At 59.5% G+C, this 15,026-nt stretch carries 16 protein-coding genes and 1 pseudogene; 5 read left to right on the top strand and 12 right to left on the bottom strand.

Annotation, left to right across the window (positions count from 1 at the left end):
- Positions 1–37 precede the first annotated feature (37 nt).
- The gene (locus CCGE531_RS20180) at positions 38–214 is read right to left on the bottom strand and encodes a hypothetical protein (protein WP_162943964.1); all 177 of its coding nucleotides are present in this window, start codon (positions 212–214) and stop codon (positions 38–40) included.
- Positions 215–389: 175 nt separating this feature from the next.
- Positions 390–1,370: a hydrogen peroxide-inducible genes activator gene (locus tag CCGE531_RS20175; RefSeq protein ID WP_120667208.1), complete on the bottom strand. Its 981-nt coding sequence runs from the start codon at positions 1,368–1,370 to the stop codon at positions 390–392.
- Positions 1,371–1,712: 342 nt separating this feature from the next.
- Here CCGE531_RS20175 and katG point away from each other — a divergent pair, with 342 nt between their 5' ends.
- Positions 1,713–3,911 carry a catalase/peroxidase HPI gene (katG, locus tag CCGE531_RS20170; RefSeq protein WP_120667207.1) on the top strand — a complete coding sequence of 733 codons (2,199 nt, stop codon included), beginning with the start codon at positions 1,713–1,715 and terminating at the stop codon, positions 3,909–3,911.
- Between the two features lie 43 nt (positions 3,912–3,954).
- On the opposite strand, the gene CCGE531_RS20165 is transcribed toward katG, so the two are convergent.
- The 6 genes from CCGE531_RS20165 to CCGE531_RS20140 form a co-directional block, all read right to left on the bottom strand.
- Positions 3,955–4,980: an acyltransferase gene (locus tag CCGE531_RS20165; protein ID WP_120667205.1), complete on the bottom strand. Its 1,026-nt coding sequence runs from the start codon at positions 4,978–4,980 to the stop codon at positions 3,955–3,957.
- Between the two features lie 243 nt (positions 4,981–5,223).
- Positions 5,224–5,745, bottom strand: a complete 522-nt coding sequence (locus CCGE531_RS20160; RefSeq protein WP_120667204.1) for a DUF992 domain-containing protein — start codon at positions 5,743–5,745, stop codon at positions 5,224–5,226.
- Positions 5,742–6,086, bottom strand: a complete 345-nt coding sequence (locus tag CCGE531_RS20155; RefSeq protein WP_120667202.1) for a BON domain-containing protein — start codon at positions 6,084–6,086, stop codon at positions 5,742–5,744. The genes CCGE531_RS20160 and CCGE531_RS20155 overlap by 4 nt, the downstream gene beginning before the upstream one ends.
- 43 nt (positions 6,087–6,129) lie before the next feature.
- Positions 6,130–6,309, bottom strand: coding sequence for a CsbD family protein (locus CCGE531_RS20150; protein ID WP_120667200.1), 180 nt, complete (start codon positions 6,307–6,309; stop codon positions 6,130–6,132).
- A gap of 307 nt (positions 6,310–6,616) precedes the next feature.
- Positions 6,617–7,627 (bottom strand): aldo/keto reductase, encoded by a 1,011-nt coding sequence (locus CCGE531_RS20145; RefSeq protein WP_120667198.1) that lies wholly within the window; start codon positions 7,625–7,627, stop codon positions 6,617–6,619.
- A gap of 394 nt (positions 7,628–8,021) precedes the next feature.
- Positions 8,022–8,915, bottom strand: coding sequence for a LysR family transcriptional regulator (locus tag CCGE531_RS20140; RefSeq protein ID WP_120667196.1), 894 nt, complete (start codon positions 8,913–8,915; stop codon positions 8,022–8,024).
- A gap of 120 nt (positions 8,916–9,035) precedes the next feature.
- Between CCGE531_RS20140 and CCGE531_RS20135 the strand changes: the two genes are divergently transcribed.
- Positions 9,036–9,437, top strand: a complete 402-nt coding sequence (locus tag CCGE531_RS20135; RefSeq protein WP_120667194.1) for a cupin domain-containing protein — start codon at positions 9,036–9,038, stop codon at positions 9,435–9,437.
- Positions 9,434–10,129 carry a RibD family protein gene (locus CCGE531_RS20130; protein ID WP_120667192.1) on the top strand — a complete coding sequence of 232 codons (696 nt, stop codon included), beginning with the start codon at positions 9,434–9,436 and terminating at the stop codon, positions 10,127–10,129. The genes CCGE531_RS20135 and CCGE531_RS20130 overlap by 4 nt, the downstream gene beginning before the upstream one ends.
- Before the next feature lie 77 nt (positions 10,130–10,206).
- Here the strand turns inward: CCGE531_RS20130 and CCGE531_RS20125 are convergent, their stop codons facing one another.
- Positions 10,207–11,196 (bottom strand): aldo/keto reductase, encoded by a 990-nt coding sequence (locus CCGE531_RS20125; RefSeq protein WP_120667190.1) that lies wholly within the window; start codon positions 11,194–11,196, stop codon positions 10,207–10,209.
- 118 nt (positions 11,197–11,314) lie between these two features.
- Positions 11,315–12,247 (bottom strand): alpha/beta fold hydrolase, encoded by a 933-nt coding sequence (locus CCGE531_RS20120; RefSeq protein ID WP_120669222.1) that lies wholly within the window; start codon positions 12,245–12,247, stop codon positions 11,315–11,317.
- A 61-nt stretch (positions 12,248–12,308) separates the two neighbouring features.
- Between CCGE531_RS20120 and CCGE531_RS20115 the strand changes: the two genes are divergently transcribed.
- Entirely contained in the window at positions 12,309–12,935 is a 627-nt protein-coding gene (locus CCGE531_RS20115; RefSeq protein WP_120667188.1) for a TetR/AcrR family transcriptional regulator, read from the top strand.
- On the opposite strand, the gene CCGE531_RS20110 is transcribed toward CCGE531_RS20115, so the two are convergent.
- Positions 12,924–13,493 (bottom strand): hypothetical protein, encoded by a 570-nt coding sequence (locus CCGE531_RS20110; protein ID WP_120667186.1) that lies wholly within the window; start codon positions 13,491–13,493, stop codon positions 12,924–12,926. The two genes, CCGE531_RS20115 and CCGE531_RS20110, sit on opposite strands and share 12 nt — an antisense overlap.
- 188 nt (positions 13,494–13,681) lie before the next feature.
- Positions 13,682–13,780: pseudogene (locus CCGE531_RS34825) on the bottom strand (DUF779 domain-containing protein); the annotation flags it as partial.
- A gap of 190 nt (positions 13,781–13,970) precedes the next feature.
- On the opposite strand from CCGE531_RS34825, the gene CCGE531_RS20100 reads away from it, so the two are divergent.
- Positions 13,971–14,882 carry a phosphatase PAP2 family protein gene (locus CCGE531_RS20100; protein ID WP_245459322.1) on the top strand — a complete coding sequence of 304 codons (912 nt, stop codon included), beginning with the start codon at positions 13,971–13,973 and terminating at the stop codon, positions 14,880–14,882.
- The last annotated feature ends 144 nt before the right edge of the window (positions 14,883–15,026 follow it).

The following is a 15,026-nucleotide window of genomic DNA, read 5'->3' as shown; positions in this document are numbered from 1 at the left end:
GCCTGCTGGTGCGGCGCGATCCGGCCTCCGAAAATAATTACTTGTCGAGGGAACCGAGACCATCGGAGGTTGCTGGCGCGGCGTTCACGGGCGCCTCAGCCCGCAGCCCCATCGTCGACGGCGCGTTCTGAGTTTGCATCAGCCGCCATTCATTTTCCAGGCGATCAATCACATACGTAGGAATTTCATCTCTTACGTTTTCAAACTCTTGCATCACGACCTCCATTGCCATGCATCCACGGCATGACATGGAAGAGTTTCTTTGTAAATCAAGCTATTAAACTATTTAAACGATTGAAATTATTTTAATCGTTTGAAATACCCTCGCCTGTGGAAAAGAATCGAACGGCGTTAACATGCGCGTGCAAAGACGATCAGTTCGGGCCGGATCATCGGCCGTCCCGACTGATTGCCGGCGGCTGCAAGCGGCCATCAAATTCCAGATCCTGCCTGCGCCAGATCGAATCGTGCTGCTCGCGCATGGCATCGGCAGCTTCCCGGACCACCTCGGAAATCTGCATGAGCTGTTTGGCCAAGGGGCTCGTCTTGCGCCAGATCATGCCGATCGTTCGCGAGGGCTGCGGGCTCTGGAAGCGCACGGTCGAAACCGAAGCCGAACGCGTTTCCACCGCCACGGCCATCTCGGGTATCAGCGTGACGCCGATGCCGGCACTGACCATCTGCACCAGCGTCGACAGCGAGCTGCCGTCCATCAATTCCCGAGGAAGGGCCGACTGCATGTTGCAGAAGGACAGGGCCTGGTCGCGGAAGCAATGCCCCTCCTCCAGCAACAGCAGCCGCATTTCGCGAAGCGCCTCCCGGTTGGGCACCGGCTTGCCCTCATCCTCGCTCGGCCGCACCAGCACGAAGTTTTCGGCAAACAGCGGGATTTCCGCCAGCGACGGCTCGGATACGGGCAGGGCGACAATGGCGGTGTCGAGCCGTCCCTCCTCCAGCTCCTCCACAAGTTTCGAGGTCAGGGTCTCGCGCACGTGGATGTCGAGCCCGTCATATATGCGGGAGAGATTGCCGATGATGCTCGGCAGCAGATACGGTGCGACCGTCGGAATGATACCGATCCGCAGCCTGCCGACAGGCTGGTTGTGCGACGCGCGCGCAAGGTCTCCGAGCTCGTCGACCGAGCGCAGGATATTGCGGACGCGGCTCGCGAATGCCTCTCCAAAATTGGTCAGCCGAACCTGGCGCGCACCTCTTTCGAAAAGATTCGTGCCGAGCTGCCCTTCCAATTCCTTGATCTGCATCGACAAGGCGGGCTGAGAGATGGCGCATACGTCGGCGGCGCGTCCGAAATGGCCGTGCCTGGCCAAGGCTTCGAAATAGCGAAGCTGCTTGAGAGTCAAATTAGTCATAAGCTCACCTTATCGCGCCAATCAGGAAATCCAACTTAAATTAATGGATGACCTTGGTTATAGTCCCGCCGCAGAGATGAGATGCGGCCGCCTGTCACACGAAGCTCACATTGAGAGCATTGACTGCGTTCAGTTCATCGATGCGCGGACCGTCTGGAAAGCGGGGCATTTGACTTGTCGGTTTTCCACGAATCCGCTCTATGCGAGGTCAGTACAACGAGAGATTTTCATGCGTCGGACATGCCGCCGTCACGCTTGTCATAAAACCGGACGACTTCCCGAGAGGATCACAAAATCCTTCCTTCGGTCGTCACAGCCCAAATCATCGTAAGGGAGACAATTATGGATACAAAAGTCGAAACTGCCGGCAAGTGTCCGTTTCCGCATGGAAACACAAGCGTTTCGGCCCGTTCGAACCGTGACTGGTGGCCGAACCAGCTGAACCTCAAGATCCTTCATCAGAACTCCGCGCTGTCCAGCCCGATGGGCAAGGCATTCAACTATGCCGAAGAGTTCAAGAAGCTCGATCTGGAGGCCCTGAAGAAGGACCTCTTCGCCCTGATGACGGATTCGCAGGAATGGTGGCCGGCCGACTTCGGTCACTACGGCCCGCTCTTCATCCGCATGGCCTGGCACAGCGCCGGCACCTACCGCACGGGCGACGGCCGCGGCGGCGCCTCCTCCGGCACGCAGCGTTTTGCGCCGCTCAACAGCTGGCCGGACAACGTCAACCTCGACAAGGCTCGCCGCCTGCTCTGGCCGATCAAGCAGAAATACGGCAACAGCATTTCCTGGGCCGATCTCCTGATCCTCACCGGCAATGTCGCGCTGGAATCCATGGGCTTCAAGACCTTCGGCTTCGGTGGCGGTCGAGAAGACGTCTGGGAACCGGAAGAGGACATTTACTGGGGCGCGGAAGAAACCTGGCTCGGCGACAAGCGCTATAGCGGCGACCGTGACCTGGAAAACCCGCTCGCTGCCGTGCAGATGGGCCTGATCTACGTCAATCCGGAAGGCCCGAACGGCAATCCGGACCCGATCGCATCAGCCCGCGACATCCGCGAAACCTTCGCCCGCATGGCGATGAACGACGAGGAAACCGTGGCTCTCATCGCCGGCGGCCACACCTTCGGCAAGACCCATGGCGCAGGCGATGCCGCCCATGTCGGTCCCGAGCCGGAAGCAGCCGGTATCGAAGAACAGGGCCTCGGCTGGAAGAACAGCTTCCGCAGCGGCAAGGGCGGCGACACGATCGGCAGCGGTCTTGAAGTCACCTGGACGTCGACGCCGACGAAGTGGAGCAACAACTTCTTCTGGAACCTGTTCGGCTATGAATGGGAACTGACGAAGAGCCCGGCCGGCGCGCATCAGTGGGTGCCGAAGCACGGCGCCGGCGCCGGCTCGATCCCGGACGCGCACGACAAGTCCAAGCGTCACGCCCCGTCCATGCTGACCACGGACCTCGCCCTGCGCTTCGACCCGGCCTACGAGAAGATTTCTCGCCGCTTCTTCGAAAACCCGGACGAGTTTGCCGACGCCTTTGCCCGCGCATGGTTCAAGCTGACCCATCGCGATATGGGCCCGCGCGCTCGTTATCTCGGCCCGGAAGTGCCGAGTGAAGAGCTGATCTGGCAGGATCCGATCCCTTCGGCCGATCATGCATCGATCGACGCCAATGATGTCGCCACCCTCAAGGGCGAGATCGCCGCATCGGGCCTGACCATCCCGCAGCTGGTTTCGACTGCCTGGGCATCCGCTTCCACCTTCCGCGGTTCCGACAAGCGCGGTGGCGCCAACGGCGCCCGCATTCGTCTCGCTCCGCAGAAGGATTGGGAGGCCAACCAGCCGGCTCAGCTCGCTTCCGTGCTGCAGACGCTCGAAGGCATCCAGGCGAAGTTCAACGGCGCCCAGACCGGCGGCAAGAAGGTATCGCTCGCCGATCTCATCGTTCTCGGCGGCTCAGTCGCCGTCGAGCAGGCTGCGAAGAAGGCCGGCCACGATGTAGTTGTCCCCTTCGCTCCGGGCCGTACCGACGCGTCGCAGGAACAGACCGATGTCGAGGCTTTCGCCGTGCTCGAGCCGATGGCAGACGGGTTCCGCAACTATCAGCAGCGAGCCTATAGCGTCTCCTCGGAGGAGCTGCTGATCGACAAGGCGCAGCTGCTGACGCTGTCGGCCCCGGAAATGACTGTTCTCGTCGGCGGCCTGCGTGCGCTGAACGCCAATGTTGGTCAGACCCAGCACGGCGTCTTCACCAAGCGTCCGGAAGCACTGACGAACGACTTCTTCGTGAACCTGCTTGACATGGGCACGGAGTGGAAGGCGGTTTCCGATGCCAAGGACGTCTTCGAGGGACGGGACCGCTCAAGCGGCGACGTCAAGTGGACCGCCACGCGCGCCGATCTCGTCTTCGGCTCAAACTCGCAGCTGCGCGCACTCGCCGAGCTCTACGGTCAGTCCGACGCCGAGAAGAAGTTCGTGCAGGACTTTGTCGCCGCCTGGACCAAGGTGATGAACGCCGACCGCTTCGACATCGCTTGACGTTGAAAAATATCGGGCGCGATCAAAGCTGGTCGCGCCCTGATCAACCTGTTTCAAGAACGGCGTTTTGCTGTTTGACTTTTTCCAGCCGCGCATTCAGTCGCGTGCGGGTCGGCTGCTCGACCAGATAGTAGCTTAGCGATCCGAGGCAGATGGCTAGAACCAGGGCAGTCAGTTCGGACAATCGACGTTGCTGAGCAAGGATGTAGAACGGCTGCTGCCATAGGTATATTGAAAACGACATCCGCCCAATTTTCTGGATGACAGGCCCTTCAAACAATATCCCGGAGAAGCGTGTAGCGCTCTCGATTGAGCACACGCTGACCGCCAGCAGCAGGGTTTTGACCCCGAAGAACAGCCAAGCGGCATCGCCAAACAGGCGCGCGGTCAAGCCGCAGAGAAATGCCAAGGGCACCAGCCACTCCAAGGGCAATTCATAGCGCCGCTGGTCAAACAGCAGAAAATACGCGGCCGAAATCAATATTGGCGCTGCTGCTACATGGGTCGGCCAAAAGACCAGGAATGGATTCTGCCCATAAACGTCATATTGCAAGATGCCGTTTGCGAGTGCGGCAAAGCCAAGCATGAGGATGAAAAGTCCAATAAACCTGTTGCCGGCACCACGAAACGAAAAGGCCAGCAGGCCAAGCAGGACATAGCTGTGCTCCTCCACACACAATGACCAGATGTGATCAAATATCGATATGAAGGCATGACTCTCGATTACGACGTAGTTCAATGTAAAGGAGAGTGCGGAGAGCATGCCCACGACGCCGGGCGCAAGCGGCGTCAACGAGAAAATAGCTGCATTTACCAGAACAAATATCAAAAGAGTCGGATAGACGCGATTGAAACGCCGACAGAAGAAAACCCCAAGGGGCATCTTCTTCACGAAGAGGATTTCGGCCATAAGCCGCCCGGAAAGAACGAAAAACAAATCAACGCCGGCCGATCCGAGATTCGGCATGTATCTGTCGCCGCCGAAATGCCCCATCAAGACCAACAGAACGGCAAGCCCACGCCATCCGTCCAGGGCCGGAATATAGGACTGTCTTCTTGTTTCTGACATCGGTGACCATCGGATTGCGTTACCGAGTCACTACCTTAAGATGTCTGAATTAATGAAGCAGATATAAAATATCATCGAAAGCAATTAAAATACTCGCATCAAGGGTAACCCATCCTGCAGCGGCTACCCTCTTACAGTAGCTCATTCTTCGCCTATTCGGCGGCAAAAGTCATAAGACAAGCGGTTCAGCTTTTCACGGAATCTCTGAACCGCTCTATCCCTTTGTTTCCTAGCAGTTTTGCTCTAGCTGGCCGGGCGCAACTGCAGGCGTGAAACGCCGGCCGCGACATTCAGGCCGGTTCCCGCTTCCGCGCTTAACGGCTGCAGCGCATAGTTCTTGGAGTTGCCGCCGACCAGCGCATTGGCGCCGAGACCGAGGCCAACGGAAGCACCGGCGGATGCACCGACGTAAGTGCCAGCCAGCGCACCATCGCCGACGCGCGTGGGCGCGGTGTTGATGACGACCCAGCTCAGATAGGTCTTGCGGGTCACGCCGATATCGATCCCGAGCTTGCCGATCGAGCCCGCATAGCGTTCGACCTTGCCGGTTCGCTGCTTGAAGGTGCAGCTGACCTGCTTGTTGGAGCCGATGATCATGCCGACGCCGCCTGCCACTTCGCAGGAAAGCGTTCCAAGGCGCTGCCGGGGCTCGGAGGCGACTTGCGCCGATTGCCTTTTCGGATGGTGTTGCTGGCTGCTGGCGGCGGAGGCCGCGGAACCGAAAGCCACGGCGATGGCCGCAGCCGCTATGATGGTCTTTTTCATGACGTCTCCTTCGGCGGTTTGAGCGCCGCGGTCAGCCCGGACGGCGCAGGGGAGCTCGACGAGCCGATCCCGGTCTCGATGGAAGGTCCGCGATCAGTCTCAATAACGATGTTGTTGATGATGCGGGTCCCAGCATATTCGCCGGCAATCGCAATGGCTTGCTGCCGCGCCTGATCAGTCGGCGCAATTCCGGACAGGACGATTGCCCCCTCCGCGGCAGCGACGTCGATGCGGCAATCTTCCAATCCATCGGCATAAGCAATCAGGCAGCGGATCGCCGCGCAGGTCGCGTATCGATCCGGTGATGTCGTCAGCGATGAAAGCTTGGTCAGGAAGAGCATCGGAGCCTCGAGAAAATCGCAAGAAGGTGCGTGCCGTATGGCGTTAACGAAGCGCGTTCTTGATGGCGTCCTTGGCCTTGCCGACCTGCCCCTGGATCTTCCCTACGATCTTCTCGGCAGCACCTTCCGCCTTGAGCCGGTCGTTCCCGGTCAGCTTTCCCGCCGCTTCCTTGATGGAGCCGGTTGCTTCCTTGACTGCGCCTTTGACACGGTTCTTGTCCATTTCTTGTCTCCTTGAGCTGTTTCAAAAGAGGCGGCGCGGGCATTCCCCGCAGCCATGAACAATGAAATAGGGCGGCAACGCATGTGCGTGCATAGCAGAATCAACTATTACTACTAGTAGAAAACAGCCTTTTTGAGGCCGGACATCCGGCCGGACAAGGCGTTCCGGTTCACATTCGGCGGCTGCGGCGCATCGTGCCGTTCATCATCTCGATACTGGCAGTATGGATATAGGAGGAACGGTCGATAAGGGAAGCCGCCGCGAGCGCAGGCAGGGATGACATCGGCAAATTATCAAAAGCCGCCGTTTACTGCGGAGTTATCCACGCGCAGACAGGGGCGGCTTCACGCAGCGCCAGCGGCGGGACAAGCGAATGGCTCGGGATCGTCAGCGCGTCGAGGGTCACCGTCTGTTCGGTCGAGAGTTGGACGTCGAGTGCGCCGATATCCTCGTCCAGCTGCTCCATGCTCCGCACGCCGATAACGGTGGACGACACGCCCGGACGCGCCATGGCCCAGGCAAGGGCAACGCGAGCGGTACTCGTGTCAAGCTCACCGGCGACACGGATCAAGGCATCGACGATCTCGAAATCCTGTTCGTCGGGCGTCTGCGCCAATTGCGCCTGACCCGACCTCAGCCGCGCATTGTCGGCGCGCGTATATTTTCCGCTGATGAGCCCGCCGTTCAACGGCGAATGCGATACGACGCCGAGCCCCAATCCCCGCGCCATCGGAATGAGTTCGATCTCGAAGAGCCGTGCGGCGAGCGAATATTCAATCTGCAGACCGATGAATGGCGGCCAGCCGTTGGATTGTGCGAGCAGGTGTGCGTGCGCCACCTTCCAGGCCGGCGCATCGGAGATGCCGAAATAGCGCAGTTTTCCCGATTGAACGAGATCGTGCAGCGCCGCGAGTATTTCCTCCAGCGGAGCCTGTATATCCCAATTGTTCAGCCAATAGAGGTCAAGATAGTCGGTGCGAAGCCGCCGCAAGGCCCGTTCGAAGCCATCTATGACAGCTTTGCGGCCAGATGCTTCGCCGTTTCGATCGGCGCTGAACCTGGCAGCAACGACAAGCCGGTCGCGCCTGATCGAGTTCTGCGCGAAATAATCCCCGACAACCGTCTGGCTACCCGCTTTTACGTCGCCGTTGCCGGTGTCGAGATAATTGCCGCCGAGATCGAGATAACGATCGAGGATCGACGCAGCCTTATCGCGCGAATGCCAGGCAAAGCCCTCATCGAACGTCATGGTTCCGAGTGCAAGCGGACTGACGCGCAACTCCGAATGCCCGAGCGCGGCATAGTCACCAAGATGCATGCATTATCCCCCAGCCGGCGCAAGCCGATACATATCCGAGACGACATGTAAGATTACCGGACAAAGGAAATAAGCTGCAATTTGCGATTTTACAATTCGGAAATCCGGATAATGGGTCGGTCACCAATCCGCTGATCGCTTTTAGTGGTCCGACAGGTCCGCCCATGGAGCGAGGTGAACGGCCTTCCCTTCCTCATCGGCCGGCACCGTGTCGCGGGATCGCCGATCGGCGGCATGCGCGAAACGCAGGAGGTGATCCGCTTTCGCGACCCTTCAGCGCGCCGAATACCCCCTACCGCTTCGTGATCGACATGGCCTCGCTTTGCGTGCCGGCAACGGCCTGAACGGCCATAAGACAACATCGTTGATCTCGGCTGCCACTGCGCGGCCGGGATTAACCTCGGTAACGCAAGGCATCGACCAGAAGAGAGAATGCCGCCGACGGCTGGCGGCGGCTCGGATAATAGAGATGATAGCCGGAAAAGGGCGTGCACCAGTCGTCGAGGACGCGCATCAGCCGCCCCTCCGCCACATCGGCGGCAATATGATCCTCCATGACAAAGCCGAGCCCCAACCCTGCCTTCGCAGCCCGCACGATCATGCCGACATTGTTGAAGGCGAGCTGGCCGTCGACCCGCACGCGGACCTCTCGCCCCTCGTTTTCAAGCTCCCAGGCATAGAGGCCGCCCGCGCTCGCCAGACGCAGGTTGATGCAGTTGTGATCGGCAAGATCGTTCGGCGTCTTCGGCATGGGATATTTGGAAAAATAATCCGGTGAACCGACAATCACCATGCGCATATCGGGGCTGATCCTGACCGCAATCATGTCCTTTGCAAGCGCCTCGCCAAGCCTAACGCCGGCATCGAAGCGATCGGCGACGATATCGCGCAAACCGGAATCGATGCTGAGTTCGATATGGACGTCCGGATATTGCGGCAGGAGCTTTTCAAGCGCAGGCCACAGGATCGTCGTGGCGGCGTGCTCGGAGGTGGTGATGCGGATGGTTCCCGCGGGCTTTTCCCGCAATTCGCGTAGGGAGGCGAGTTCGGTATCGATGCTTTCGAGCGCGGGGCGAAGAGTGGCGAGCAGCCGCTCCCCCGCTTCCGTCGGCGCCACATTGCGCGTGGTCCGTGTCAGCAGGCGCACGCCCAGCCGCGCCTCGAGGCGCCGGATCGTGTGGCTGAGGGATGATTGCGATGTGCCCAGTTTAGCGGCGGCGCGCGTGAAACTCTTTTCCTCGGCCACAACGGCAAAGGCGTTGAGATCGACCAGTTCTTCCCGCTGCATTCATGAGCCCCAGATATAATTACATGCCATTTATATTGTATGGTCCTGACTATGCGACAAGCCTAAGGTCCCTTGAATAACGGCTGGCGAGCCGTAATTTCCTCCAGGGAGTACAAAGCGATGGACATCAGGCGCAGCGGTTCTCAGCCATCGGCGAGAGGGCCGGAAGACTATTTCACCGGCACGGTTCGCATCGACGCATCCTTTAGCGGCAGCAGCAATCTCAGCGGCGCGACCGTGACGTTCGAGCCCAGCGCCCGCACCGCATGGCACACCCATCCCTTCGGCCAGACTTTGCTCGTCGTCTCCGGTTTGGGACGCGTCCAACGAGAAGGCGGGCCGGTCGAAGAGATCCGGCCGGGCGACATCGTCTGGTTCACGCCAGGCGAAAAGCATTGGCATGGCGCATCGCCCGATTGCGCCATGGTTCATATCGCCATTGCCGAAAAGGAAAACGGCTCGCCCGTCACCTGGCTGGAGAAGGTGAGCGACGCGGATTATCTGGGGAAGGTTCAACCATGAAGCCCTATATCATCTGCCACATGGTCTCGTCGCTCGACGGCGGACTGCATCCGAGCCGCTGGACGGACAGCCCGGACGGCGAGCTCGGCGATTGGACGGCTCTCTATCAATCCTGCCACCAGAAGCTTGAGGGCGATGCCTGGATGGTCGGTCGCGTGACGATGGCCGAAATGAGCAGAGGCGGCCCACATCCGCCAGGTGATCAGGGCAAGGTCGAGCGCCCCTTCCATTTTGCCAATCGCGAGGCAGCCAATTTCGCTGTTGCTCTCGATATGTCCGGCAAGCTGCACTTCACCGAGAGCGAGATCGATGGCGACCATATCGTCGTCCTTCTCGGCAGCGATGTGCCCGACAGCCACCTTGCGGAGCTGGCTGATGATGGCATTTCCTATATCGTCTCCGCGCAAGCCCAGCCCGACCTATCCGCCATGCTGGACACCCTGGGACGAGAACTCGGCATCAAGCGCCTGTTGCTGGAAGGCGGTGCCGGGATCAACGGTTCCTTCCTTGCCGCCGGTCTTGTCAATGAAATCAGCTTGATCGTCGCGCCCGCTCTCGATGGACGCTCCGCAAGCCAGAGCATCGTCGAATACGGTGAGGAAGGTCTGGCTGGAAAGATCCGGCTTTCGCTCAAGAGCTGCGAGACATTGGGGCACGGAGCAATTTATCTGCGTTATGCGGTCACGCCATAGTGGCGCCCACAGCAAATTCATTGGCAAACGCAGCATAGGGTTCGTGGCCGCCGGCGGCGGCCACAGGAGCGTGGAATTTAGCGACCCGTGGTCTTCATGAGCTGTTCGGGATAACGCTCGCCTTCGATGGCTATTTCCGCAGCGGTGCGCTGGATTTCGGCAAGGTCGGCCGCACTCAGTTCGACATCGGCCGCCGCGAGATTTTCTTCCAGTCGATGCAGCTTGGTCGTGCCGGGAATTGGGACGATCCATGGTTTCTGAGCCAACAGCCATGCGAGCGCGATTTGGGCCGGCGTCGCCTTCTTGTCATCGGCGATCTGCCTCAGAAGGTCGACGAGCGCCTGGTTCTTTTCCATCGCTTCCGGCGTGAAGCGCGGCAGGATGCGACGGAAATCGTTCTCGTCGATCTTAGTATCCTTGCCCATGGCGCCAGTCAGGAAACCCTTGCCGAGCGGGCTGTAGGCAACGAGGCCGATGCCCAATTCCTCGCAGGCCTGCAGGATGCCGTTGCTTTCCGGTCCACGCGTCCAGAGCGAATATTCATTTTGCAATGCCGTCACCGGCTGTACCGCATGGGCGCGACGCACCGTCTGCGCACCGGGTTCGGAAAGACCGAAATGCCTCACCTTGCCGGCGGCGATCAGATCCTTCACCGCGCCAGCCACATCCTCGATCGGCACTTCGGGATCGACACGGTGCTGATAGAAGAGATCGATGACCTCGATACCCAGCCGCTTCAGCGAGGCGTCCGCGACGGCCCGGATATGCTCGGGACGGCTGTCAAGACCGTTAGCCTTGCCATTTTCGATCCGGAAGCCGAATTTTGTAGCGATCACGACCTGATCGCGGACGGGCTTCAGAGCTTCGCCGACGATTTCCTCGTTGGTGAAGGGGCCATAGATTTCAGCGGTGTCGAAGAAGGTTACGCCACGCTCGACGGCATCGCGCACGAGCTTGATACCGTCATCCCTGCTCAGTGCATGACCATAGCTGAAGTTCAATCCCATACAGCCGAAGCCCAAAGCCGAAACTTCAAGACCGCTTTTTCCAAGTACACGCTTCTTCATCGCATCTCTCCTGCTATTGCCAGCGTTCCGGGTTCGATGCGGATAAAATATGGGACGCTGCATCTAACGATTAGGCAGCATAATCAGCATGAAGCTATATTCAGCGTTCATGAATAGGCTATTTGCTCCCGACACTCGACGCGGATGCCGGCCAGGGATTGCGGCCTTCCCGCAGCCAGGAAAGCGTGTCGATCCAGAAGCCGCTGGCATGGCGATCATGAAACAGGCCGAAATGGCCGATCGCATCGCGGCCGAAATCGGCCGGCTTCAGCAGCACCGACATGCGTTGTGCGCTGGTATAATAACGCAGCGTGCGGTGAATGGCCGGCATCGTGCCGAGTTCGTCGTCCGAAACCGCAACAGCCAAAATCGGGGCTTTGACCGCCGCCATGCGATGCAGCGCGATCTCCCGCTCGGCTTTCGGATGGCTGCGCTCGAACCGGCGCCCGCGAAAACTCCACTCGTTTGCCACGCCTTTCGGCAAATCCTCCAGCCAGCCAAGCCGGCGGCCCGGAAAATAGCCGCAGAAAGCGGTGATTGCAGGCATGGCGACATGCCATTTGAGGAAAAGAGCGGCTCGCCTGCGGGGCATGTAATCGCCCCACCAGGCATATTGAGCACCAACCGTCAGCATCCTGTCGATCATCGGGGCGCTTTCGGCCAGCCCCGGCAGGAAGCCGCCGACGCTATGGCCAACCACCATGAGCGGACCGTTGCGTCGATGGTCGGCCATCAGCAAAAGCGCGGCATCGAAATCCCGCTCACCCCAATCCCGCCAACGATAGCCCGAACCCCGCATCCGCTGCGGCCGTGACTGGCCGATGCCGCGATAGTCGTATGTCAGCACATCGAACCCATGCCCCGCCAGAAACTGCGCATAACGATGATAGTAGCGTGCCAGAACACCGGTAGCCGGATTGATAATGACGCTGCCTATCGGCCTATGCGTGGAGGTCAGCCAAAGATGGCCGCCGAGAACGACACCATCCCGGCAGGGTATGGAAATCGGCAGGCTGCTTGCGCCCGTGGATGGAATTGCTTGTTCGCTCATGACCGCCAACATGAGGTGATCGCCACGTTGTGTATATTCACTACCCGGTATACATTGAGCCATGAAGGACAGCCCCCAGCCGACACGCGATCGCATTCTTCAGTCCGCCGGAAAACTCTTCCATCAAGATGGTATCCGCGCCATCAGCGTCGACGCCATTGCCGAGAAGGCGGGCGTCACCAAGCGTACCCTCTATTATCATTTCCGCAGCAAGGACGACCTGATCGCTGCCCATCTCCAGGCGCGCGACGAACCGAACCTTGTTCTCTTCAAGCGCTGGTTCGAGGAAACGGACGGCGACATTGCCGAGAAGGTCGCCGGCATTTTTCGCCGTCTGGCGCAATCGGCGCAAAGCGCGAAGTGGAAGGGCTGCGGCTTCCTGCGCACCTCGGTGGAACTCATCAACCTTCCCGGCCATCCGGCTCTGGTAGTCGCCCGCGCCCACAAGAAGCGTGTTGAAGATTGGCTGGGCTCGGTCTTCGCGGAAGCCGGAGCAGGCAGCGATGCTTTACCGCTCGCGCGCCAGATCATGCTGCTTCTCGACGGCTCGTTTGCCGTCGTGCTGCTCCATCGCGATCCGAGCTACATGGAAACAGCGGCTGATGCTGTGGCCGGACTTATACGAGGCGGGCTCGCTGCCCCAGGCAGACTTGCGCCAATAGCTTCCAATTCGAAACTACTTGATTGACGAGGGGCTGTAGAGGCCGACTTCGTCTGGCCCCAGGATCACTTGCTGGCTCGTCTGGCCATCGTCATCCTCGCCCTTGCTCTTATCCATTTGCTGCTTCAGCGCGCGCGTCACCTTATCATTGCGCTCGGGACCCTTGGCGCTGTTGATCACCTCTTCGAGCGACAGGCCGAGTTTATCGAGGCCGAGATCATGCTCAATAGCGTTGACTTCGGCGGGCTCCAGTTCGCTATAGGCCTTTTGCATGGCCTTGGCGAAATCTTCCATCGAAGCATAATCGTCGTGTTCGACACCCAGGGCCTTACCGGTGCGATAGATGAGATCAAGCTTCATCTTCGTAAGATCGACCTTACCGTTCGTCGCGAAGAATGCCTCCGAGACCTTCGATTGCCCCTGGGTCGGCTGTTTTGATGCGGCGATCTTGTCAGCCTGACCAGTCGACACAGCAATCAAGCTGTCGGTCCTGGATTGAGTCCGCTGCGGTGCTGCAGTGCCGGTGGCATTCAGCCGCTGGAGGATGGCTAAAGCCGCCGAAGGCGTGTTGGGGATGGATGTCATCGCGAATCCTCGCAGCGCTTCAGCCTCTCCTTCATGGAAACCTAGCGCAAAGCTCTATGCCTCATGCGATAGTCGATGCGGTTACTACTACCAGGGGTTAGTTAAAACTTGGATAACCCAGGATATAAATCGACATAGCGCCTTTTCCATAGGTTGCATCTCTGCGCGGAGCATTCCGGCATCTGCCGGCCTAGCCCCGTCACGCCGTCGATGGTGATTTGAGTGTACTTCCAAGCCTTGAACTGGCTGCCGCTGATGTAGACGGGCACGCCGCCGATCAGCCCGAGCGACCGAAAGCGTGTCCATCAACGCTGGAGAAGCGCGGCACGGCGGCTTTCAGGCACCTGTCAGCGTGTTGCTGTAGCAGCCTTACACCAAGGGAAACACCGCATAAGTCCGTCTTCGCGAGCATCTGTGAACGATCGGCAGCAATGGGAAGTCGGCTTTATGCAGGCATGGCGACGGAAACAGCAGGTCATGAAAGAAGCGCTGGAGCATTCCGCGAAAATCTGTCGCAGGCGCCTGATCGGGGGCGTTCGATGCTTCTTCAGCACCCCTGCTGTCGCGCCTCCTGAAAATCGCGCATTTCTCGAACGCCCGATCGCCATCGTCGCCATCTTCCTTGTCCTGTCGTTGCTCGTGATGGTGACTTCAGACTACCCCCTCGGCGTCTGGATGAAGTCGTTTCCCGAGCAATTGCGCGGGATGGCGAAGTGGATCAGCAGCCTCGGCACGGGTCTGCTGGTGCTCTCGTTCAGCGGCGCCCTGCTGATATTCGCGATCCTTGCACCCGCGCACAAATTGCGAAAATCCATGCGCACAGGTGCGGATCTCGTCGCCACCGCGGCGGCATTCGTCTTCCTGGCGGTCGCTGGCGGCGGCATTGTCGCTTCGCTCACCAAGAACATCATCGGCCGCGCCAGACCGGAACTGCTGCAGACGAACGGTGCCTTTTATTTTCGACCCTTTGCCTTTCACGCCGACTTCGCATCCTTTCCCTCCGGACATTCGGCAACGGCCGGCGCCATGGCGATGTCGCTGGCGCTGGTCTTCCCCCGCCTTCGCCCCATCTTCATGCCGATCGGCGTCCTGATCTGCCTGTCGCGCCAATGGGTAGGCGCTCATTGGGCGAGCGATACGCTGATGGGCTGGGGCGTGGGCGTCGCCTTCGCGCTGTGGCTGGCGCATGCATTCGCGCGGCGGCGTCTCCTCTTTGCCTACGATGCCAATGGCCGCCTGTGCCCGGGGGAGCAATACAAGGCAATCCTGGCCGTTCTGCGTGCTCTGATACGGCGTGTGCCGATGATCGGCAAAAAGCCGGTACCCGCAGCGAAGGACTGTCCGTCACAGTCCCGCCCCGCATCCCAAAATTTTGAAATTCGGTCCTGATCCCGCAGCAGGCACAGTTCTTGGGATGACTTGCAGGCTTGCGCGCTGCAAAAGCCGATCTTCCTCAAGCGAATGCAAAAACGATCGGAATGCAGCGACGGATTTACCGATCGCAGCCGTTTAAGCGCTGAAGGGATAACAGCG

Source organism: Rhizobium sp. CCGE531, from assembly GCF_003627795.1.
Classification (GTDB): Bacteria; Pseudomonadota; Alphaproteobacteria; order Rhizobiales; family Rhizobiaceae; genus Rhizobium.
This window is presented reverse-complemented; position numbering and strand designations above follow the sequence as displayed.